The following is a 21,022-nucleotide window of genomic DNA, read 5'->3' as shown; positions in this document are numbered from 1 at the left end:
GTGGGTTGGAAGCATGTTCTACGTGATGATTGCGATTATATTAGGTATCGTTGAAGGTTTAACGGAATTCATCCCGGTTTCATCCACTGGTCATATGATTTTAACGACTCGGCTAATGGGCATTACGGAGCAGGCGGGGTGGCTGAAGACATTCGAGATCGTCATTCAGCTCGGCGCCATTTTAGCGATTACGGTTGTCTATTGGCAGCGAATTATGGAAATGCTCGGTCTGCGCAGCCAAACGGTACAGAAGGGCAATATTCCGGCCAAGCGGCTCAATCTGATTCATATTGCTCTTGGCATTGGTCCAGCTGTGCTCGTCGCGTTCTTTGCCAAAGATTATGTCAAGAGTCAGTTCGATAATACAGCAACGGTGCTTTGGGCGCTTGTAGTCGGCGGGGCGTTTATGTGGTTTGCTGAATGGTTCGGCTCGAAGAAGAAACCGTCGGCTGAGTCGATGGAGGATATCTCTTATAAACAAGCGTTTCTTATCGGTCTATACCAGATCCTATCTGTCGTCTGGCCAGGATTCTCACGCTCGGGATCCACGATGTCAGGCGGTATGTTAAGCGGGGTCAGCTACCGTGCGGCAGCGGACTTTTCGTTTTTGATCGCGATTCCAATTATGGTGATGGCAAGTGGCTATGAGCTGCTGGAGAACTACAAGATGTTCACTCTAGATATTATTGGTTTTTTTGCGCTAGGATTTATCGTCTCCTTCGTGGTCGCTTATATCGTCGTCGTTACCTTTTTGAATCATATTCAGCGAATCCGCTTGCGCCATTTTGCAATATATCGCTTTGTGCTGGCCGCCTTGTTCTGGTTTTTTATCATGCGTTAACGATACATAAAATTCCATAACTATAAATTTTGAAGGTATTCTATGATTACTTTAACTATCTGACATATGGTATTATAAAATAGAATTAAGACAGGGAATACGGATACATTTCGAAATTGTAAATAACTTAACATCAGGGGTTGACTCTGCTTGCGATGGGTACCAGTTCAAGCGTGCCGATCTGGCATGCGTTTAGCAAAAAAAATATTTAATGAAGAAGGTTTTGTCCTGCTGGAAGAGCACGTCGAACTGAACGCATCCTACATCCAACGATTGCTTGCGATGGGAGTCTCCCACGTATATATCGAAGATGAGTTGACTGAAGGTATAGATGCCCCGAACCTATTGAGTGAGGATACGCGCCGTATGGCCAACAAGACGATCCGGCAGCAGTTCAAGCTGCTGATGAACGATAAGACCTCGCGCAAACGGCCAGTATCCTCGACGATGAATCGTGCTTTTATTCAAGTGCTGGATGCCATTATTGACGATCTCTCCAATCATGATGAAGCGATGGTCATGCTGAATGATATCCAAACGACTGACCATTATTTATTCCGGCACTCGCTCAATGTATGTGTCTACACAACGCTGCTTGGCATGCACTACGGCTATGAGCGAGAGGCGTTGAAGACGTTGAGCATGGGAGCGCTTCTTCATGATATTGGCAAAACGCAAATTGACCTCCAAATATTGACCAAGCCCGGCAAGCTGACCGATTCCGAATTCGACCACATCAAGCAGCATGCGGAGTTAGGTTACCGCATCCTCAAGAATGAACCGAATATCCCGATCTTAGCCGCTCATTGTGCGTATCAGCATCATGAACGATTGAATGGTTGCGGCTATCCGCGGGGTATTACCTCGCCGGACATCCACGAATATGCCAGATGGATTGGGATTACCGACTCCTATGATGCGATGACTACACATCGCGTCTATCGTCAAGCCATGCTGCCCCATGAAGCTCTGGAAATTTTGTACACAGGTTCGGGAACTTTATACGAGCAATCTATGCTTGCATTGTTCCGAGATCGAATCGCCGTCTACCCGATAGGCATGTCCATCGTATTAAGCAACGGGGAAACCGGTGTTGTCGCTTCCATCAACGCGCACTGTCCGCAGCGTCCCGTCGTTCGCATCTTGTACGATTCCGAAGGGAACCGTTTGTCTGCTCCGCGAGAACTTAATTTATCTGAATGCTTGCATATGATGATCGTAGGAGCCGATACTGAGAAAATTGACCCTGGTCGCAACGAAGCTTACAATGAGACTTAGAGTTATTAGTGTGTGTTCAAAAAGGCCACTTTTCAGCACCGAGAAGGTTGCAAGAACTCGAAGCGTATGCTTTCGAATCGAGTTTTGCTCCGCAAAACTTGCAAGGAGGAGCGGAGTGTAGGCGAGACTGCATGATCACCTGAAATGTTTCCGCAGGAAACATGCTTCGGAAGCATAAGCTCTTCGAGAGTGAATGCAAGATTCGAAGCCGAATAGCTTCTCGGAATATTACGTGATCAAAAGGGGATTTTTTGAACGACCTCTATTACATAAGCAGGGGGAACAAGGAGTGCGAGAAACAGATAAACACGGTCTGTTTTGGCATTGGGGCAAGCTGATGTACCGCCGGCGCCATTTGGTGTGGAGCGTGTGGGTGATAATTTTTTTGGTTATGGCCCTTTTTGCCTTTCAAGTGCCATCTATGCTCAAAGACAATGGATTTACGCCTGCTGGCAGTGAATCTGACAACGGATTGAATGTGCTGCGGGATGAGATGGGAATTTCGGCTACAATGATGGACATTGTCTATGAAAGCAAAGATGGTTCCTCACTGATGACGGATCAGGCAATGCAATTAATCGAACAGTCCTTGTCTAAGCTGCAAGAACAGCCGTACGTAACGGATCTGCACGTGCGTCAAGACGGCAGAATCGGGAATCGTCAGGACGTCACCTCGGTGAACGTCATTTTCAATATGGATACGAACGATGCTTTGGAACAATATCCGGACATCCGCAGGCTTATCCCCGATATTCCGAGCATGAACATATATGCTAGCGGCGCTACTCCGGTCTATTATGATATGCAGGAGGCAAGTAAGCGCGATATCGTGAAGTCGGAAATGATCGGCTTGCCGATAGCGCTCATTGTTTTGCTCATTGTGTTTGGCACATTGCTTGCAGGGCTGCTGCCGCTCATCGTGGGCTTGTTCAGTGTCACAGTGACACTAGGATTATTGTACTTTATTGCGCTATCGACCGATTCGCTAAGCAATTTCCTGCCGAATGTCGTTACGATGCTGGGACTTGCGGTTGGGATTGATTACGCCTTATTCATGGTCAGCCGCTTCCGTGAGGAGCTGCGGTGTCAGCCTTCGATAGAGCAAGCGGTGGCGATGACTGCACAGCGGGCAGGGCAATCCATCTTCTTCTCTGGTGTTGCCGTGTTGATTGGGTTGGTTGCGATGGCATTTATCGACTTGTCCTTATTTCGTTCGTTAAGCTTGGGCGGAGTTATGGTCGTGTCGATGTCGGTAATTGTGGGGAATACGCTGCTGTTGTCGCTTTTAGCGGTATTCGGAGAGAAAATTAATCGTTATCCTGTCATTCCCCGGCGCTTTCGCCGGAGCACTGACGGGGAAGAGAGCAGGTTCTGGATCAAGATTGCTCATGGAGTCATGAAACGGCCGGTTACGATCGTAATATTGTTGTGCGCCATCCTCATTACGTGTGCCTTGCCAGTAGGAGGCATGAAGATTGGCATACCGGCTGCTGAGGTACTGCCACCGAAATACGAATCCAGATACGGCGCGGATTTAATGAATGAGGTCTATGATCCGCATGAATTGACCCCGGTTCAATTGGTGCTGCGGGCAGATAAGGCTTATACAGAGCTTGATACCATTCAAGAAGCTGAGAAATGGGCCGACCAAATCCTCAAGGTAGAAGGGGTGCGCCGTGTAGACAGTTATGTTGCGGCACTTGCCCAACTCCCTACTGCGGAAGCGAAAGCCGGTGCGCTGCAGAATGAACAGCTTCGGGCGCAATTGGAAGGCAGTCACTTGGTGAAAGGCCAGCTCATCATTATGCAGGTCATACCGGATGTCCAGCCTGACGGTGATGAAGCCTTCGAGCTAGTCCGTCAACTGCGTGAATTGGATTTGGGGAGCGATGTGAACGAGAAGTATGTTACAGGCAGGCCGGCTGTTCAATTGGACATTATCGACCGGATTACGAACGCCCTGCCGTATGTCGTCGGATTCATTCTGCTCGTGACCTACTTCGTTCTGTTCATTGCCTTCCGCTCTGTTCTGCTGCCGTTGAAGGCGGTGCTCATGAATATATTGAGCTTGGGGGCGAGCCTGGGCATCGTTGTGCTTGTGTTCCAGCATGGGTACTTGGCCGACTTGTTCCAGGTCACTTCAACAGGTATTGTGGTGGCGATGCTGCCAGTCATCATTTTTTGCGTCGTATTCGGCATATCTATGGATTATGAGGTGTTTTTACTCTCACGGATTGCGGAAGAATATGACCGTACGAAAAATAATGAACATAGTACGGCAGAAGGCTTAAAGAAGACCGGCAGCATTATTACGAGCGCTGCATTCATCTTGATTGTCGTCGTAGGCGCGTTCATATTTACGGATAACGAGATGATGAAAGCTATTGGACTTGGATTAGCCACATCTGTGCTGCTGGATGCGACACTAATTCGTGTGTTTCTAGTACCAGCTTTGATGAAGCTCATGGGCAAGTTGAATTGGTGGGCACCGAGATTGTTCCGGAGCAAGTCGGAGCGCAATGCAGCTTGAGGCACAGCTTCGGCGGATTACATTGTCGTTTACTGCATAGAGAGAACTGCATAATGGTTGCCGGTTCTGACTACAGGCCGCTAACTCCTATGAGAAGACGGGCAGAAATTGTAGAATAATGAGTTGACATGAAGAGGCAACTAGAAAGTTAGGTGGAATAACAGATGAAACAGCTGCAAGTGGAGAAGGAAACGAATGTAAATCATGAGCGCATCGCGAACGGGCTTCCGGACATTTCCCCGTATTATGATCCGTGGGATCCGATACGCTCCTTGCAAACCTATGGCCATCATGTGTTGACGAGCGTCGAGATGACCGTGGCGAATGTGTGCAATATGCGGTGTGAGCATTGTGCCGTCGGACACACGCTCACGATGATTGAGCCTCCGAAGCTCCCGCTTGACCTCATGCTGAAGCGTTTGGATGAGGTGGAGCATTTGGAGACGATCAGCATTACCGGCGGTGAACCGATGTTCCATGAGAAGACGGTGAAGGAATATATCGTCCCGATTCTCAAGTATGCTCGCGATCGAGGCATTCGTTCCCAGATCAACTCCAACTTGACGCTGGATATGCGCCGGTATGAGTGGATTGCGCCATATTTGGACGTTATGCACATTTCTTTCAACTATACGTGCATGGAAGATTTCCATGCGGTTGGGTTCACGCACACGAGCCATGAAGTTAAATCTGGTGTAGCCGCCCGGCTGTATGAGCAAATGATCGAGAACACGCGCCGCTTGAGTGAAGCGGGCATGTATATATCCGCTGAATCGATGCTCAATTATCGGACACATGACAAGATGAGCGAGATCCATCGGCTTATTGATGAGATGGGCTGCAAACGCCATGAGGTTCATCCGATGTATCCGAGCTCCTTCGCAGAGCATTTACCGACGCTGCCTATATCCGATCTGCGTCAATCGATTCATCATCTCTTAGACACGCGCAACAAGGAAATGTGGATGCTCTTCGGTACGTTGCCGTTCTATTCCTGCAATAGTAATGGAGAAGATCAGGAACTGCTGAATCGGTTGAAATCGGAACCGATGGTGACGCTTCGCAATGACCCTGACGGACGCAACCGTCTGAACGTCAATCTCTTTACGGGGGACGTGTTCGTGACCGACTTTGCGGATATCCCTGCCTTCGGCAATATTCACAACGTGAAGCTGGACGATATATTCAATGCATGGCTGCATGAGCATCCTCTCTGCAAGACGGTGGATTGTTACTGTCCGCAAGCGTCCTGCTGCGGGCCTAACCTGCTTGTAGCTGAAATGTACTATAAAGGCGTAGACTTCAAGGATCGGGAAGCCGCGATGAAGGGCAAGGTTCCGGTACTGTGACGTATTAAAAACTGCTGCTCGATTGCAAGTAAATGGTGAAGGCGTTCCCAGCGATGGGGCGCCTTTTTCCAATCTTATAGAATTTTTATAGATTCTTGGCGGAAGATGTCTACTGCTATGGAATCACTTTATCCTTCACGGAGAAGGTATGTCTGTTCGCTCCCTTTGCCTCACTCTCCCCTCTAATCAGACAGCGGCATATCGTTCGACTATAAACGAGTATCCTTCACAAGTATAGAAAACAGACGGATGTGCTTCCGTTCTATGACCCTTAGATCCATTCTCCCATAGAGTCAGAAAGGAGCACGAGGAAGAGGAAGAGGTACAACTACATGCCGCTTAGTAAAGACACCATACCATGAAAACGACCGTTCCTGACGGCAGAGAACTTGGCAGGATGCATAGTCGACATTGTTCGTACGGATTTCTGATGGAAGGGGAGAATGAAGCAAAGGGGCAGATGAGGGAACACCGGTTAGTCAGCACACGCCACAGCACTAACGTAATATTTCGTTATAGAATTCCATGAAAGCGTCCGATCCTGACGGCAGAGAACTTGGCAGGATGCATAGTCGACATTGTTCGTACGGACTTCTGATGGAAGGGGAGAATGAAGCAAAGGGGCAGATGAGGGAACACCGTTAGTCAGCACACGCCACAGCACTAACGTAATATTTCGTTATAGAATTCCATGAAAGCGTCCGATCCTGACGGCAGAGAACTTGGCAGGATGCATAGTCGACATTGTTCGTACGGACTTCTGATGAAAGGGGAGAATGAAGCAAAGGGTCAGATGAAGCGAAAGAAAAACGAAGTAGCAAGCAAGCGAGGCTGTACGGATCATCGCTCACGTACAGCCCCGTTTATTTTGCAGGCTGCGACACAGCCGTCATTGTTCCATCGTCGCGACGATATGCTCTGCGATCAGGCGTCCGTGGTGCCTGCCGGTCTCGATAAACACTTCGTTCGCGTTGCGTCCCGAAGCGATTACTCCAGCGACATATAAGCCAGGCACATTCGTCTCCATCGAGTTCTCATGGAACACGGGCTTCTCGCGATCATCCTGCAGATCAACGCCGCTTTCCGTCAACAGCTTGCGATCGGGACGAAAGCCTGTCAAGGCAAGCACGAAATCGCAAGCGACATAGTCCACTTTCCCTTCTGAATCTTGAATGTGCACCCGATCCTGCTCGATGCTCACGACCTGCGAGGAGAAGCGCATATGTATGCGTTCCTTGGTGATCATGCTTTCAAATATCGGACGAACCCATGGCTTGATATTGTCAGACAGCTCATGGCCACGGTATACGACGGTGACGTTGGCCCCTGCTCGCAATAGTTCGAGCGAGGCGTCAACGGCTGAATTGTTGCCTCCGATAATGATGACATTCATCCCTGCATACGGATGGGCTTCCTGAAAGTAATGCGTGACGTGCGGCAAGCTTTCACCCGGAATTCCCAACAGGTTCGGATGATCAAAATAACCGGTCGCGATGACAACGAAGCGCGCTTCGCGCGTTAACGCTGAGCCGTTCCGCAGCTTCGTATGAAGCGTGAACCTCCCATCATCCTCTTTACGAATATGGGTTGCCTCTTCATATGAGCTGATGCGCAGCTGATATTGTTCCGCTACCTTGCGGTAATAGACCAGCGCCTCATGGCGAAACGGCTTGTCGTGCGGCGTAGTAAACGGCACGCTGCCGATTTCGAGAAGCTCCGGGGTGCTGAAGAATTGCAGATGCGTAGGATAACGGTAAATCGAATGGACCAGGCAATGCTTTTCAATTACTAAAGGATTAAGCCCTATCCGTTGTAATTCAATGGCTGCAGACAGTCCGCACGGACCGGCGCCAATAACTATGGCTTGTTCCAACTTAATCTCCTCCGTGTGACATGTTGTGTGGCGTTGCGATTTGATATTAGAAAATATCTTCAAGTTCCATGTTAACGGAAAGTGGAGTCCATTTCCATGGCGCATACTTACAAAAAGTTAACAATATTTATCGTCTCTTCCTCCAGTTTCCGTACAAAGTATGTTATATTATTCTCATTGACTCATTGAATAACATAAAAAGACGGAGGGTATTCCATGACAACTTCCACAGCTGCATCTCGTTCCGGTCAATCGTTACCACGGCCGGAGGCGATGATTTTCGATATGGACGGAACGCTGTTCCGGACGGAAACGCTGCTTATCCCTGCGTATCACCGCTTGTTCGATCAACTGCGAAGCGAAGGGCTGTTCGAGGGGCCTACACCGCCTGAGGAGTTGATTCTAAGCTCTCTTGGCATGCTGCTTGAGGCGATCTGGAAGCGAGTCATGCCGGATGCCAGCGATGAAGCAAGACAACGCGCGGACGATTTATTGCTGGAATACGAGCTTGCCGGCTTAACGGAAGGCCACTCCGAACTGTATCCACAAGTGCGAGAGACGCTATCGGAGCTTCATAAGGCGGGCGTAAAGCTATTCGTGGCGAGCAATGGCTTGGAGGATTATGTCCAAGGTGTCTCTGATGCTCACTGTTTAACGGAATTATTTACGGGAATCTACAGCGCGGGCGGAAGACAGACATCTACGAAAGTGGAGCTTGTTCATCTGCTGCTTCAGGAACATAATATTGCCTCCGCGTGGATGGTCGGAGACCGTTCTTCGGATGTGGAAGCGGGCAAAGGAAATGAACTGACCGTTATCGGCTGCCAATATGCCGGCTTCGGAAGAGAGGATGAGCTGCAAGGTTCCGACTGCTTCATATATCAATTTGAGGAGTTGCTGGAGCTGTACCGAACTTCTGCACGAAAATAACAATAGCCACATGTAAAAGGCGCAGCCCGAACGATGGGCTGCGCCTTCTGTACTACGAATCAGAGAGAGCTTGAGGAGGATTCAACATTATCCTCATTGGTTGCAGTATCCGCCGTTTCCTCCTCGGCGCGAGTGTCGTCAGAGTGCAGATTCGCAAGTATGGGGCGGTTATTCTTCTGCTTATGGAGCCACGAGGCGTACTCTAACGGCCGTGTAATGGCCAGACGATACGTTTCCCGGTCGCCAGTGCGGATGAATACTTCACGGGCCGGCTTCGGATTGACTTCAAGCAGCCATACATGCCCGCTGCGATCGATTGCCAAGTCGAGCGCCAGCTCGCACAGGGCTCCATATTTCTGCTCCAGAAATTGGGCGATCTCTAAGCTTGCCTCTTCCGCCTCTTTTTTGACAGCTTTCATCCGCTCTTCATCGCCAATCCATTGACGCAGCAGTTCATCCATGCGGACCGCTTCACCACCGCCATGCAAATTGGACGTAATGCTCTTTATGGCACCGACGCGTCCGGCACAGCCCGTCACCGCCCATTTGCCTGAGCCATTTTTCTGCACGAGCATGCGATAATCGTGCACTCTTCCGCTTGGAAGGTTGAGGGAGATGCCCTGTTGGACCAAATAGCGCTCCTTGGCGTTCCAAGATGATAATTTGGCTGACAATTGGGAGAACGTCATCTTTTGGGGACGGATGATGCGGCGTTGATGGTCGCGTCCCTGAACGTAGACAGTCTGCGTGTTGGAACGGATTCGCTCTATGCGCAGTATGCCGCGTCCGCCAGTTCCATTAATCGGCTTCAAGTATACGAGGGGAAATTGCTTCAGCAAGAGCTGTACATCTTGCACAGATGAGTACAATCGAGTGATAGGAAGGTGCTGCTTGACGTTGGACACGGTCGAGAGTACTTGATAAATCGTCCATTTGTTGCGCAGCGGCCGATTCAGGAACAACAAGTGATTGTACTTGCTGCGAAATCGCTTTAACTGTTCAAAGCGGTAGCTCTTTTGGATACGGCAGCGGTCAAAAATCATATTCGGAAACCGGGTCCATTTCCGTGACCAGCGGCCGGTCTCCGGATGATAGCACATCGCATAAATACGTTGCTGTTGGTCATCGACGTCCTGCGGCGTGAATACATATACGTCAAGCCCGATTTTTTTGCCCGCTGCAATCATTTTCTGATAGATGGGCCGTTCTTCAAGCTGTTTGTGATCATTCAAGTAAAGGGTTAGTATACCAAGAACCGGTTGAGCCAAGCGTGTTCACCTTCCTCTCGTCATCCGCTTGGTTTCGCGAGGAATGTGCTATATTGAAAAATGCGCTCCAGCGAGCGTTTGCGAATGTGAGGTTCATCAAATTTCATCGGTTTGGCATTCGCCTCGAAGAACCAGATGCCGCCGCCTGCGTCTACGCCCAAGTCCATCGACATTTCACCCAGCGTATATTCGGAGCCGCGTTCGACTTGGCGTGCGATGACAAGCGCGGTGTTTTTGGCCCGTACGAATATTCGCCTCGATTGCTCTGATCCGAAGATGGTCGTGAGCAGCTTCTCGGGATCGTCGATGCTTCCTCCGCGCGGCACGTGTGTCGTAATGCTCATGGAACCGGCTACCCTTGCGCCGACACCGGTAATGTCCCACTGCCCCTTGCTGTTCTTCTGCACCAATACTCGCAGATCAAAAGGGCGGCGGTTAATCGTTGCGAGCGAAATGCCCTGCTGCACAATGTAATCATATTGTCCTGCTTGCTTGCGAATACGGGTCCACAGCTTGGATATGGTGGCGCATTTGTAGGAGGTGTTTTTCTTTTTATCTTGTATCTTCAAGCGAAATTTCAACGCTTTCGTATGATTGACGCGGAGCGTCATGATGCCTACCCCGGCTTTCCCCGTTTCTGGCTTTAAATAGAGATAGGGATGTTTATGCAGCATTTTGCCTAAGGAAACGGATGTCTTTAACCGCCTTGTGGAAGGAATGAATTTTCGGGTAGTGCGCGACTTCTTCAGCCACTCGAACAAATGCCATTTGTTAAAGAAATATGGATTGAACATGCGAATGGTCGGATGGGCGATAATTTCTTCAATTTTGCTGCGGACTGAAGGCAGGTTCTCATCCTCTCGAAGTGGGATGCGGTTATATACCACTTGAGGCAGCGGGAACCATTCCTGCTGCCATGCCTCCTTATCAAAATGGTACGAATGTCCAATCACACGCCTTGCATGAAGCTTTAAATCTTTGGCCGTTATAATATACACGATAAATCCAAGTTCTTTTCCAGTTCGTAAAATGTCGATAAAATTGTCCCGGTTGCCGCGAAAATTTTCTTTGTCATCATCTATCGTGAGGATCGCTACTACCGGAAGCTGCTCTTGATCCAACATGCTCACGTCGATTCCTCCCTGCGAAATTTGCTCAGGTACAGGCAGTGTTCTAGGATGTGCTCAATCGACGATTGCCCTTCGTTTTTTAATGAGGGATGCTTGAAGATAGAGCGCCCTGGCTTCGCATTGGCCTCGAACATCCACACCTGCTCATCGCGGTCAATGCCGAGATCAAACCCGAGTTCTCCCAATAAATGAGGGTGATTGCGTTCGATGGCTTCTGCCAATTCGATGGCGACCTGCTTGGAATTATCTAACACCTCTTCTGCACGTGCACCGAACGCGCGCTGGAGTGCCTGCTCTGGTGTCATGAGCCTCCCGCCGTTCTTCACATGCGTAGTCACACTGCCTTTCCCCGCTTTTTTGGCTCCAATGCCGACGACGACCCATTTATCCTCTCCGTCCTTATGCATATGGAAGCGGAAGTCGATGGGACAACCGTCGATTTCGATGAGGCGCACCCCTTGCTGAACGACATAGTTGCGCAAGGAGCGTCCGTGTCTTGCTTCAAGCATTCGAATCAAGCTCGAGAACTGCTTAAAGCGCAGAAGCACATTTTTGCCGTTGTTTGTATAGCGGGCGAAGTAGCCTTTCTTAGGCAAATAAGTGAGCCGGTAAATGCCGATGCCCAAGCTGCCGGCGGTCGGCTTGTAATAGACGAACTGATGCCGATCCAGCATGGCGCGGATGATGTCGGGTGTCGGATTCATAATGGATTCGGGAACGTACCGATTCGCATTCAATTCATCTTTCAACAGAGCGTACACATCGGATTTATTAAAAAAGCTCCAGTTAAAGAACGGTATTTTCTTCTTCATAAAACGTTCGCGGAGTGCGTTGATGGACGTTGATGTTTCCGCCCTGCGGCTCGGCAGGCGGTTGTATACGACATCCGGGAGCGGAACCGTCTTCCGCACCCACGCACCTGAGTCGGTAACGAAGAAAGCATGCACTGTGTCATTTTGCCAATTGACGTCGCGCGGACTGAAGGCGAAGACGTAGGCTTTCTTGTTGCCAGAGCGCAGAATTTGCTTAATAAAGCCGGTGCGGCTGCCGAATGGACTCGTGGTTGAACGTGAAGAGGTGTCGGACATGACGCCGATTAAAGGGCCCAACTGCAAGTCACCCTCGTGTTCATTCAGCAAATAGACGAGACCGGACTTAGGCACTCGAAACGAACTTCGCAAGCCGGCTGTAACATATAGATGTTTGCCGGGTTTTTTAATCGGTTTGACCGTGGCGGGAATGCTGGTTTTCCCCAACCTGAGCCGTACGGACTTTTTTCCGGCAAGCTTCAACTGCTTCAACAGTGAGTTGGACACGTATAAGATCTTCTCGGAATTTGGCGTCAAATGGACGTTGCATACCGTCAAACTCATGGACTAACCCTCCTAAGATATCGAACCATTACATAGCGCGCATACAATATGGGGTTCTCCACGGATTTTATGGCGGCTTCCTGCTCGCCCGTCTGCCTGAAAACCGACCTGCCGGGCTTGGAATTGACTTCAAGGAGCCACAGGCGGGCTTCACGGTCAATTCCGAAATCCAGACCGACCTCAGTCAAACGACCGTGGCGCGCTTCTAGAATCGGTGGAATGATTTCGCTGTAAGAGCGAAGCTGTTGCACGAGACGTTGTACGTGTTCTGGTTCGAATTGGCTTTCCAAGAATGGAACGACCGAAACGGCATGACCGCCTCCATGTAAGTTCGAAGTGATGCTGTGCTGCCGCCCGACACGGGCGGCCATTCCCGTAAAGCTCCAACGCCCCTTCTCATTTTTTTGCATCAGGATACGTATATCAAACGGTTCACCTGTTTGCGTAACCAAAGTTAAGTAGGGCTGCACGATAAATTTACGCTTGCCGATGAACCGGGCAATCCATTTCAATCCTTCACCGGGATGCGCAAAGGTACGATTGATTGGGCGATTGCGTTCGTCCCGGCCGCGAAGTTGCAAGTAAGCTCCAAGGACAGAAGCATCTCTTTCATTACCGGCAGATGCATCGCTGCCGAACAGGCGGCGAACATGAAGTGTGGATTTGCCGTGCGTTCCACCGTGGGGCTTAAGAAATAGTTCTCCCCCGCACTCGTTCAACTGGTCGGCTAGACTGCCTGCTCCGGCGAACAATCGGGTTCTGGGCAAAATGTCAAGTAAGAACGGTTCCTTGGATAATGATTGGTACACGTCCCATTTTCCACGCAAGCCGATGCCGAGCAAGGTGACATTTGCATCCCGAATCAGTCTGGCAATAGCGGTGCGGGTTCTTCGATATTGATTGCTATTGGAATAAGCGCAGCGGTCATATAAGAGTGAAGGCAATGGGACGATGCGTTGCACCCATCCGTGTGTGCCGTAGACATACCCGCTTACGGTAAGGTCGTGCCAATGAACCCAACGCGGAGAGAAGACGACGACCTGTACGCCGTACTTGTGACCGATCTTGCACAGCTTGCGGCAATACGCCGCTTCGGTAAATGGAGGTGATCCTTGCGAATCGCATTCTAGCACGCCAAGCGCATATTCCTTTGGCTGGTCTTCACTCATCTATGCCACCTCCTCAGAAGCCGCTAAGAAAACGGGAATACTCGACAATCTTGCGTACGGAAGGCCGAATCTTATTGTCATTCAGGGGCGTATTGTCATTTTTGGAAGGCTTGGAATTTACCTCGAGAAGCCATACTCTACCGGAGGAGTCCACGGCAAGATCGATGCCTAATTCCCCGAAATGGGCGGGGATGTGCGTATCGACGCCTCGCGCAATATCAAGCGCCGCTTTTTTTAGACGGACATGAACATCGCTCCTGGTATTAGAAGGGAGATTCGCCTTATTGACAGCTTCCTTCACCGTGCTGAGCGAGCCGCCACGTGCCAGATTCGATACGAAATGTTGGGTGCTTGCGATGCGGGCGACGATGGAGGTTATCGTCCATTTGCCGGTAGCATTCTTCTGCACGAGCGCGCGGAAATCGACCGGACGCTTTCCGTGATCGATTAACGTCAACCCCTGTTGAATCTGGTACCGGTTGTTCTTCATTTTGCTCGACAGACTGGAGAACAGCTTAAGCAGGCTGGTGTATTGTTGGCGTTTCGTGCCATTGATGGTGGAATACATGGCCTGATAGCCGCTGTCCTGCATACGGGTTATGCGGACGATACCTTTCCCGAGACTGCCTCTTGCGGGCTTGAGAAACACCGTATTGTAACGGGAACACATCGACTTTAACATCGTGAAGTTCCGCAACAAATGCGATTCAGGCAAATACCGGGCGAGTTCCGCATCATGCTGCAGCGCATCGAATACCTCGGTTTTATCCAAAAACTTTTCATTGAAAATGTGGGACTGATACCGTGATTTTACTTCTTTCATAAAATGCTGTACGCTAGGTTTGTTCTCCAGTTTTCGTGAGGTCAAGCGGTTGTTGATTACGTCGGGAACAGGCGTGTTTGTCTTCTGCCAGCTTCCGTTTGCGAAGACCCAAGCTTGCACGATGTGCAGATCCTGAATTTGTTCAGGAGTGAAGAAACAGACCAGTGCCCCTTGAGATCGGCAGGCATCTACGAGTTCCTTGCAGAACATCGTAATTTGCCCGAACGGCTTATCCGGGGTATCGGGGCGATCACGGCTGATTAGCACGCCGATGAGAGGGCCGAGACAGAGTGTCTGACTGGATGGCTTGTAGACGATTCGAAGCGAGTGGCCCGAGAGGAGTCCCATGCTTCGTGCAAGAACATGATTCATTCGTAGCCCGTCAAAGCGGGGAATCGGTACGACCGACACACGGTGCTTGAAGGAGCCGAAACGCAGGGTAAGGGGCTGATTATCGGGAATTTTCCACTGTTTGACGATTGCTTCGCCCAACATGAGCACTTCTTCTCGCAAGATGCCGGAGCTTACCACCTGGAGCGTCACTTTAGATTTAGACATGAAGGATCTCCTTCCAACAACAACTTGCAGTCATTCATACGGTAAATACCCGCATGGGTCGATACAGGCAAACCGTATACGTTAATTCATCATATGAGGACATATTTCCCTTGGTGATGACCTACATCAGGAAAAGGAGGGAGAGACATGCCCAATTGGCTTTTTATTGTGTTTAGTGTCTGCGTAGCTGCCCTGGTCGGTGGAGTGACGAACCATTTTGCTATCAAAATGCTGTTTCATCCGCGCGAACCGATTCGAATTGGGAGATGGCGTGTCCCGTTCACTCCTGGACTCATTCCGAAACGGAGAGAGGACATCGCAGCTTCATTAGGAGAGGTCGTGTCCGGGTGCGCGCATGGGCAGATTTGAAAGACGAGGAAGATGCGATGGACTTCGTTATCCGGAAATTGCAGTTATGGATTCAATGGGATCAGCGCTTAGAGCGGTTGGCGGAGGTGAGGCCGGCACAATGGCTGGATGAAGTGAAGTCGGCCTGGATGCCTTACGTTCCGCGTATCGTCAATGGAGCTATAACGCTGATTGACCGCAATCTGGATCAGATTGTCCGGGCGGCACGATTAGAGGAAGTCGTGCGCTCTCAGGTGGAGCAATTTCCGGTAGAACGGTTGGAGACGATTATTTTGAGCGTCTCAGGCAAAGAATTCCGGGCGATTACGTGGCTGGGGGCGTTATTGGGCGGAATTATCGGCCTGTTCCAGTCGTTTGTTCTGCTAGCTGTCGGATAAACGTCATAAATGGAAATGAAACGGTGAAATGAACTGTGTTATGCTGACTAATGTATTTTTTCCGAAAGGATGAGATGAAATGAATGTATATGACAAAGCTCATGATTTAGCACGCGCTCTGCAATCCTGCGAGGAGGCTCAATCCGTCGAAGAAGCGATGAAAGCAATTGAAGGAGATACAGATAGCAAACGCATGCTTGACGATTTCCGTGCACGCCAGATGGATATGCAGCAGAAGATGATGACTGGGGAAATGCCGGTACAAGAAGAGATGGAGAAGATGGAGAAGATGTTTGAGGTCATCAGCATGAATCCGGACATCGCCCGTCTGTTCGATGCAGAACGCCGTCTTGCGGTTATCATTCAAGACGTAAACAAGATTGTCTCTGAATCGCTAGGTCATCTGTATCAGTAAGGATATCAGTCATCATTCATGAATGTCATGCATACGCTCTAGTATAGGACAAGAGCACGGCTGATTGCCTATGTCGCCGTGTCGAAAGCAAGGAGCGTAGCCATGATGAATAAATTCATGAATTCGGCCTCCGTCGGGCGCCGCAAGTGGAAGCATGTCGTGTATATTGCAATGGTCTTGGCCATGCTGCTTGTCGTGCTGCCCACCATTTCATTGAAGGAAGGCCTGACGCCGGCAGTCTGGTTCGGCATCGTGTGGGCAGCGTTCGCCCTGCTGGTCATCGCCGCCCATTTGCATCGCTTGCTCCGGGTGGATGAAGAGACGGAGCGACGGCTGAAGCACATTAAGCGGGAGAAGGTGCGCCGGTGGAAAGTACGGTTGACGCAGCGCACAGAGCGGATGAAGTAACATAACGAAGAGCCCTTGACTGCATTCATGCAGGAAAGGGCTCTTTTGAAAGGCTGATATCAGTACGAGATCAAAAGGGACATCAGGATATTGCGGTCTCCAAAGCGACTTCAATCATATCATTAAAGGTGGTCTGGCGTTCTTGAGACGACGTCTGTTCTCCGGTCAAAATATGATCGCTTACGGTCAGCAATGTGAGCGCTTGAATCTGGTGCTTCGCTGCCAGCGTGTAGAGCGCCGCCGCCTCCATTTCTACCGCAAGCACACCGTACCGTCCCAGCTTCATCGTCATTTCTTCATTGCCGCCATAGAAGAAATCAGAAGATAGAATATTGCCGACGCGCAGGTTCAACCCTTTCGCAACACCGATATCATAAGCGCTCCGCAGCAGGTCGAAGCTGGCAATTGGCGAGTAATCATACCCAGGGAACGTATGCTGATTAAGGGAAGAGTCCGTGCATACGGCTTGTGCCAGCAGGACGTCGCGCAGCTTGACGTCTTGTTGAATTGCACCGCATGTGCCTACGCGAATGAGCGTTTTGCAGCCGTAATCTTGAATGAGCTCCGTAGCGTAAATGGAGAATGAAGGAATCCCCATTCCTGATCCCTGCACGGACACAGGCTGCCCTTTATACGTGCCGGTATACCCCAGCATGCCTCTGACTTGATTATAACAGACGGCATCCGTTAGAAACGTCTCTGCAATATACTTCGCCCGCAGCGGATCTCCCGGCATCAAGACGATGGGGGCGATGTCTCCGGCTTTCGCTTCCAAGTGAACACTCATGTTGAATCCCTCCATGTTATCGTTAATAGTGAACCAAGCGCCTTCCATTTTAAACACTCACATATTTGAAAGCGGTTACTACCTAGTCTTAACGATACCATGAATCTCAATCCTGTTTCCGTGAAGCAGTCGCCCCAGATTCTGTGAACAATTTCACCAAAATTATGATTGGTATTTAACTGAAACGCTTACATTTTGGATTTATAATGAAGACAAGCCTCGTGACAAAGATAGCTTTAGGTGCGTATTAAAAGGTCGCTTTTGAACAATCCGTTAGCGTAATTTGGACGCCGAACCGCATTCTGAACGCCATTTGCGGGATGACGTAACGTCCTGCATGTCGTCGCACATGGATTGAAGCCGTTCCAAATCGGTAATGTAAATATACTTTTGCTGCATGACTAAGATGCCTTCTTCATGGAAGTCGCGCATCACTTTGGAAATGGATTCGCGTGTTACCCCAATCATGGTGGACAGCAGGTGATGCGTTAATTTACATTCAATTTTGTAAGCGGATTCATGAGGCTTTCCTAAATTGTAGTACAGATCCAGAATCAAGTTGGCTGCTTTCAGCCTAACGTCCAAATAGGACAAGTAGCGCACTTTATGATTCATTACGCGCAAATGGTCGAGTAAGCGTTGGTATGCGCGGCGCAATATTGCGGGATGCTCGTCCATCACACGCAGAAAGTCCGGTCGGCTGATGACCCAGAAGTGAGAAGGCTCCATCGTCTCGATCGAAGCGACGCGATGCTGATGGTCTGCAATCGCTTCCATTTCACCGACGACATCGCCGGGAAACTGAAAGTTGAAAATAATTTCTTTATCTTGATGAAGGCGGTACACCTTGACCAAGCCTTCGCGAAGAATATATAAGTCTGTGCCTTGATCTTCTTCATAAATTAAAATCTGACTCTTCTTATAGCTGCGAGCTTTAAGCAAGGGGGCGATGTCTTCGCATTCTGCAGCAGTCAAATCTTGAAACATGAAGACATCGCGCAAATCATCAATCATGGGTGCCTCCTATCCCGACAGGATTGCCGGATGCAAGGACCTGTCGCAGAACTGTATTTATCTTCTATCCACATATTACATGACGGGGGCGAGTTAATCCAATAGAACGTCTTGGCAAGAACGGCGACACCAAGAAAAGGACATGAGACAGGAGTGGTTACAAATGTTCGAACGAGTATGTGTTATCGTCATGGACAGCGTAGGAATCGGGGAGATGCCTGATGCGGAAGCCTTCGGAGACCAAGGTGCGCACACGCTCGGCCATATTGCGGAGCGGGTGCCTTCCATGCGATTGCCGAACTTGCAGGCGCTTGGGCTCGGCAATATAGCCCCGCTGCCGCATATGGAAGAGGGTCCTTCCCCATCAGCTTTCTACGGCAAGATGGCGGAGACGTCGGTCGGCAAGGATACGATGACGGGACATTGGGAGCTGATGGGCTTGCATGTCGCGATCCCGTTTCAAGTGTATCCTTCTGGCTTTCCTGAACCGCTTATCCGCATCTTTGAAGAGCGGACAGGACGGAAGGTGATCTGCAACCGTCCGGCTTCCGGTACCGCTGTATTGGACGAATACGGGGAAGAGCAGATACGCACAGGGGCATGGATTGTATACACCTCTGCGGACAGCGTATTTCAAATTGCGGCACATGAGGAAATCATTCCACTCGAGGAGCTGTATGCCGCCTGTCATGTTGCCCGAGAGCTGACGCTCGAAGCTCCATACGCCGTCGGGCGGATTATAGCGAGACCTTACGTCGGAAGTCCAGGGCAGTTCATCCGGACCCCGAACCGGCACGATTACGCCCTTGCCCCGCCAGGGAAGACACTGCTCAACCATCTGTCGGAGCACGGCTATGATGTGCTCTCTGTGGGCAAGATTAACGACATTTTCTCGGGCAGCGGCATTACGCAGTCCTATCCGACCAAGAGCAACGCTCATGGCATCGAGACAACGCTGGCGCAGTTGGATGCCCATTTCCGCGGCTTGTTGTTTACGAATTTAGTTGATTTTGATTCGCTATATGGTCACCGGCGCGATCCTATAGGCTATGCCAGCTGTCTGGAGGCGTTCGATCAGTCGCTGCCCGAGTTGATGCAGCGCATCGGGGAACGGGACCTGCTCATCATTACGGCGGATCACGGAAACGATCCGATTCATGCGGGAACTGATCATACACGTGAATACGTGCCGATTTTGTTATATAATCCGCGGTTCGCGCAGAGCGGCGCTTCCATCGGCATCCGCTCCACCTTTGCCGACTTGGCTGCCACGTTGGCTGATAACTTCGGCGTCCCGAGTACGGGTCATGGGACCAGCTTTCTTTCGTTGCTTGCGGTCCAGTGACGCGCTCAATCCTATACATTGAACTACCGAATTGGATGGTTTTAAGAGTGCATGTTCGAAAAGGGACTTTTTGAATGGCCTCAAAAAGGGGTTATGTATTCAGAAAGATATTAATGACACTCAAGGGGGAAAAGGTCATGAAAAAATCAATGCTGCTCGTATTATCCGCTATTCTGTTATTCTCGTTTGCGCTGGCAGGCTGTGGAAGCAAGCCTGGCGAATCGTCATCCAGTGGTTCAGCACCTGAAGAGAGCGGAGGCAAAAAGCTGAAGGTCGGCATGGTTACCGACATGGGAAGCGTCAATGACAAATCGTTCAACCAAAGCGCATGGGAAGGTCTGCAGAAGCTGAAGGAGGACTTCGGCTATGAAGTGAAATTTTTAGAGCCGAAGAACGACGCGGAAGTCATTCCAAGCTTGAACCAATTCGTGAAGAATAAGTACGACTTGACATGGGCTACGGCCGAAACACTCGATGCGGCAGTGAAGCAGATCGCTTCCGAGAATCCAGATGCGAAGCTCGGTATCATTGACGCAGGGGTGGAAGTTCCAAACGTAGCTTCGGTCTTGTTCAAAGAAAATGAAGGAGCCTTCTTAGTAGGGGTTATTGCTGGATTAATGACAAAATCCAATAAAATCGGTTTTGTTGGCGGCATGGAAATCCCGGTCATCAAGCGCTTCGAGGCTGGATTCCGGGAAGGGATCAAGGCGGTAAATCCAGATGCGTCGTTCAAGCCGCTCTACACCGGGCAATTCGTCCGCGTAGATATGGGGAAATCAGCAGCTTCCACGCTGTATAACGAGGGCGTCGATATTATTTTCCACGCATCCGGCTTAACGGGCAACGGCGTGTTCAATGAAGCGAAAGAGCGCGTAGCCCGCGGTGAACGTGTCTGGGTCATCGGCGTCGACAAGGATCAGTCGCTTGAATTCGGAGATGAAATTACGCTGACGTCGATGATTAAGAAAGTGGATGAAGCGGTATATCAAATCTCGAAGGATTTGGCTGACGGGAATTTCCCTGACGGCAAAATCACTTATATGGGCTTAAAGGAAAAAGGGGTCGACGTGGCGCCGACTTCTAGCAAGAACGTGCCGCAAGACATTCTCGATAAGGTAGAACAATATCGTGAACAGATTATTGAAGGTAAAATCCAAGTGCCAACGACGTAATTAACCATTTTCG

Annotated in this window: 18 protein-coding genes and 1 pseudogene; 11 read left to right on the top strand and 8 right to left on the bottom strand. The window is 50.0% G+C overall.

The window, feature by feature from the left end:
• Nucleotides 1-13: 13 nt before the first annotated feature.
• The 4 genes from M3650_RS04765 (at nt 14) to yfkAB (ending at nt 5,998) form a co-directional block, all read left to right on the top strand.
• Nucleotides 14-841, top strand: a complete 828-nt coding sequence (locus M3650_RS04765) for an undecaprenyl-diphosphate phosphatase (protein WP_019422742.1) — start codon at nt 14-16, stop codon at nt 839-841.
• Nucleotides 842-1,027: 186 nt separating this feature from the next.
• Complete coding sequence (locus tag M3650_RS04760) at nt 1,028-2,119, top strand: HD-GYP domain-containing protein (RefSeq protein ID WP_251572852.1); 1,092 nt, start codon at nt 1,028-1,030, stop codon at nt 2,117-2,119.
• A 289-nt stretch (nt 2,120-2,408) separates the two neighbouring features.
• Entirely contained in the window at nt 2,409-4,649 is a 2,241-nt protein-coding gene (locus M3650_RS04755; RefSeq protein WP_251572850.1) for an MMPL family transporter, read from the top strand.
• Between the two features lie 164 nt (nt 4,650-4,813).
• On the top strand, nt 4,814-5,998 hold the full coding sequence (gene yfkAB / locus M3650_RS04750; protein ID WP_251572848.1) for a radical SAM/CxCxxxxC motif protein YfkAB: 1,185 nt from the start codon (nt 4,814-4,816) through the stop codon (nt 5,996-5,998).
• A gap of 889 nt (nt 5,999-6,887) precedes the next feature.
• On the opposite strand, the gene M3650_RS04745 is transcribed toward yfkAB, so the two are convergent.
• Entirely contained in the window at nt 6,888-7,871 is a 984-nt protein-coding gene (locus M3650_RS04745) for a YpdA family putative bacillithiol disulfide reductase (RefSeq protein ID WP_019422746.1), read from the bottom strand.
• 216 nt (nt 7,872-8,087) lie between these two features.
• On the opposite strand from M3650_RS04745, the gene M3650_RS04740 reads away from it, so the two are divergent.
• Nucleotides 8,088-8,801 carry an HAD family hydrolase gene (locus M3650_RS04740; protein ID WP_251572846.1) on the top strand — a complete coding sequence of 238 codons (714 nt, stop codon included), beginning with the start codon at nt 8,088-8,090 and terminating at the stop codon, nt 8,799-8,801.
• 59 nt (nt 8,802-8,860) lie between these two features.
• Here the strand turns inward: M3650_RS04740 and M3650_RS04735 are convergent, their stop codons facing one another.
• The 5 genes from M3650_RS04735 to M3650_RS04715 are packed head-to-tail and all read right to left on the bottom strand — an operon-like array spanning nt 8,861 to nt 15,122.
• Nucleotides 8,861-10,069 carry a YheC/YheD family endospore coat-associated protein gene (locus tag M3650_RS04735; RefSeq protein ID WP_251572843.1) on the bottom strand — a complete coding sequence of 403 codons (1,209 nt, stop codon included), beginning with the start codon at nt 10,067-10,069 and terminating at the stop codon, nt 8,861-8,863.
• A gap of 20 nt (nt 10,070-10,089) precedes the next feature.
• A complete protein-coding gene (locus tag M3650_RS04730) occupies nt 10,090-11,193 on the bottom strand; it encodes a YheC/YheD family endospore coat-associated protein (protein ID WP_036704857.1) in 1,104 nt (367 codons plus the stop codon).
• A 2-nt stretch (nt 11,194-11,195) separates the two neighbouring features.
• On the bottom strand, nt 11,196-12,572 hold the full coding sequence (locus M3650_RS04725; RefSeq protein ID WP_019422750.1) for a YheC/YheD family endospore coat-associated protein: 1,377 nt from the start codon (nt 12,570-12,572) through the stop codon (nt 11,196-11,198).
• Nucleotides 12,569-13,741, bottom strand: coding sequence for a YheC/YheD family endospore coat-associated protein (locus M3650_RS04720; protein WP_251572841.1), 1,173 nt, complete (start codon nt 13,739-13,741; stop codon nt 12,569-12,571). The genes M3650_RS04725 and M3650_RS04720 overlap by 4 nt, the downstream gene beginning before the upstream one ends.
• 13 nt (nt 13,742-13,754) lie before the next feature.
• Nucleotides 13,755-15,122 carry a YheC/YheD family endospore coat-associated protein gene (locus M3650_RS04715; protein WP_251572839.1) on the bottom strand — a complete coding sequence of 456 codons (1,368 nt, stop codon included), beginning with the start codon at nt 15,120-15,122 and terminating at the stop codon, nt 13,755-13,757.
• A gap of 147 nt (nt 15,123-15,269) precedes the next feature.
• Here M3650_RS04715 and M3650_RS33100 point away from each other — a divergent pair.
• The 4 genes and pseudogenes from M3650_RS33100 to M3650_RS04700 all read left to right on the top strand — a co-directional run.
• A pseudogene (locus tag M3650_RS33100) lies at nt 15,270-15,467 on the top strand (DUF445 domain-containing protein); the annotation flags it as partial.
• Nucleotides 15,468-15,469: 2 nt separating this feature from the next.
• Nucleotides 15,470-15,868: a DUF445 domain-containing protein gene (locus M3650_RS04710; RefSeq protein ID WP_483311726.1), complete on the top strand. Its 399-nt coding sequence runs from the start codon at nt 15,470-15,472 to the stop codon at nt 15,866-15,868.
• Between the two features lie 79 nt (nt 15,869-15,947).
• Nucleotides 15,948-16,283, top strand: coding sequence for a YlbF/YmcA family competence regulator (locus tag M3650_RS04705; protein WP_251572837.1), 336 nt, complete (start codon nt 15,948-15,950; stop codon nt 16,281-16,283).
• A gap of 105 nt (nt 16,284-16,388) precedes the next feature.
• Nucleotides 16,389-16,691, top strand: a complete 303-nt coding sequence (locus tag M3650_RS04700; protein WP_251572834.1) for a hypothetical protein — start codon at nt 16,389-16,391, stop codon at nt 16,689-16,691.
• 82 nt (nt 16,692-16,773) lie between these two features.
• Here the strand turns inward: M3650_RS04700 and deoD are convergent, their stop codons facing one another.
• Together deoD and M3650_RS04690 are read right to left on the bottom strand one after the other, a co-directional pair.
• A complete protein-coding gene (gene deoD, locus M3650_RS04695) occupies nt 16,774-17,478 on the bottom strand; it encodes a purine-nucleoside phosphorylase (RefSeq protein ID WP_251572832.1) in 705 nt (234 codons plus the stop codon).
• 273 nt (nt 17,479-17,751) lie between these two features.
• Nucleotides 17,752-18,492 (bottom strand): Crp/Fnr family transcriptional regulator, encoded by a 741-nt coding sequence (locus tag M3650_RS04690; RefSeq protein WP_233697806.1) that lies wholly within the window; start codon nt 18,490-18,492, stop codon nt 17,752-17,754.
• A 163-nt stretch (nt 18,493-18,655) separates the two neighbouring features.
• Here M3650_RS04690 and M3650_RS04685 point away from each other — a divergent pair, with 163 nt between their 5' ends.
• Both M3650_RS04685 and M3650_RS04680 read left to right on the top strand, forming a co-directional pair.
• The gene (locus M3650_RS04685; RefSeq protein ID WP_251572830.1) at nt 18,656-19,837 is read left to right on the top strand and encodes a phosphopentomutase; all 1,182 of its coding nucleotides are present in this window, start codon (nt 18,656-18,658) and stop codon (nt 19,835-19,837) included.
• Between the two features lie 137 nt (nt 19,838-19,974).
• Nucleotides 19,975-21,009: a BMP family lipoprotein gene (locus M3650_RS04680; RefSeq protein WP_251572828.1), complete on the top strand. Its 1,035-nt coding sequence runs from the start codon at nt 19,975-19,977 to the stop codon at nt 21,007-21,009.
• Nucleotides 21,010-21,022 lie beyond the last annotated feature (13 nt).

The sequence above is a fragment of the Paenibacillus sp. MER TA 81-3 genome (assembly GCF_023713585.1).
GTDB classification, from domain to species: domain Bacteria; phylum Bacillota; class Bacilli; order Paenibacillales; family Paenibacillaceae; genus Paenibacillus_B; species Paenibacillus_B profundus.
The sequence above is the reverse complement of the archived record's forward strand: the minus strand, read 5'-3'. Positions and strand labels throughout refer to the sequence as shown.

Coding starts and splice junctions, on each gene's coding strand:
- M3650_RS04725 (WP_019422750.1), bottom strand. CDS start 12,572: ATGAGTTTGACGGTATGCAACGTCCATTTGACGCCAAATTCCGAGAAG.
- M3650_RS04700 (WP_251572834.1), top strand. CDS start 16,389: ATGAATAAATTCATGAATTCGGCCTCCGTCGGGCGCCGCAAGTGGAAG.
- deoD (WP_251572832.1), bottom strand. CDS start 17,478: ATGAGTGTTCACTTGGAAGCGAAAGCCGGAGACATCGCCCCCATCGTC.
- M3650_RS04690 (WP_233697806.1), bottom strand. CDS start 18,492: ATGATTGATGATTTGCGCGATGTCTTCATGTTTCAAGATTTGACTGCT.
- M3650_RS04765 (WP_019422742.1), top strand. CDS start 14: ATGTTCTACGTGATGATTGCGATTATATTAGGTATCGTTGAAGGTTTA.
- yfkAB (WP_251572848.1), top strand. CDS start 4,814: ATGAAACAGCTGCAAGTGGAGAAGGAAACGAATGTAAATCATGAGCGC.
- M3650_RS04715 (WP_251572839.1), bottom strand. CDS start 15,122: ATGTCTAAATCTAAAGTGACGCTCCAGGTGGTAAGCTCCGGCATCTTG.
- M3650_RS04730 (WP_036704857.1), bottom strand. CDS start 11,193: ATGTTGGATCAAGAGCAGCTTCCGGTAGTAGCGATCCTCACGATAGAT.
- M3650_RS04680 (WP_251572828.1), top strand. CDS start 19,975: ATGAAAAAATCAATGCTGCTCGTATTATCCGCTATTCTGTTATTCTCG.
- M3650_RS04685 (WP_251572830.1), top strand. CDS start 18,656: ATGTTCGAACGAGTATGTGTTATCGTCATGGACAGCGTAGGAATCGGG.
- M3650_RS04740 (WP_251572846.1), top strand. CDS start 8,088: ATGACAACTTCCACAGCTGCATCTCGTTCCGGTCAATCGTTACCACGG.
- M3650_RS04705 (WP_251572837.1), top strand. CDS start 15,948: ATGAATGTATATGACAAAGCTCATGATTTAGCACGCGCTCTGCAATCC.
- M3650_RS04760 (WP_251572852.1), top strand. CDS start 1,028: ATGCGTTTAGCAAAAAAAATATTTAATGAAGAAGGTTTTGTCCTGCTG.
- M3650_RS04720 (WP_251572841.1), bottom strand. CDS start 13,741: ATGAGTGAAGACCAGCCAAAGGAATATGCGCTTGGCGTGCTAGAATGC.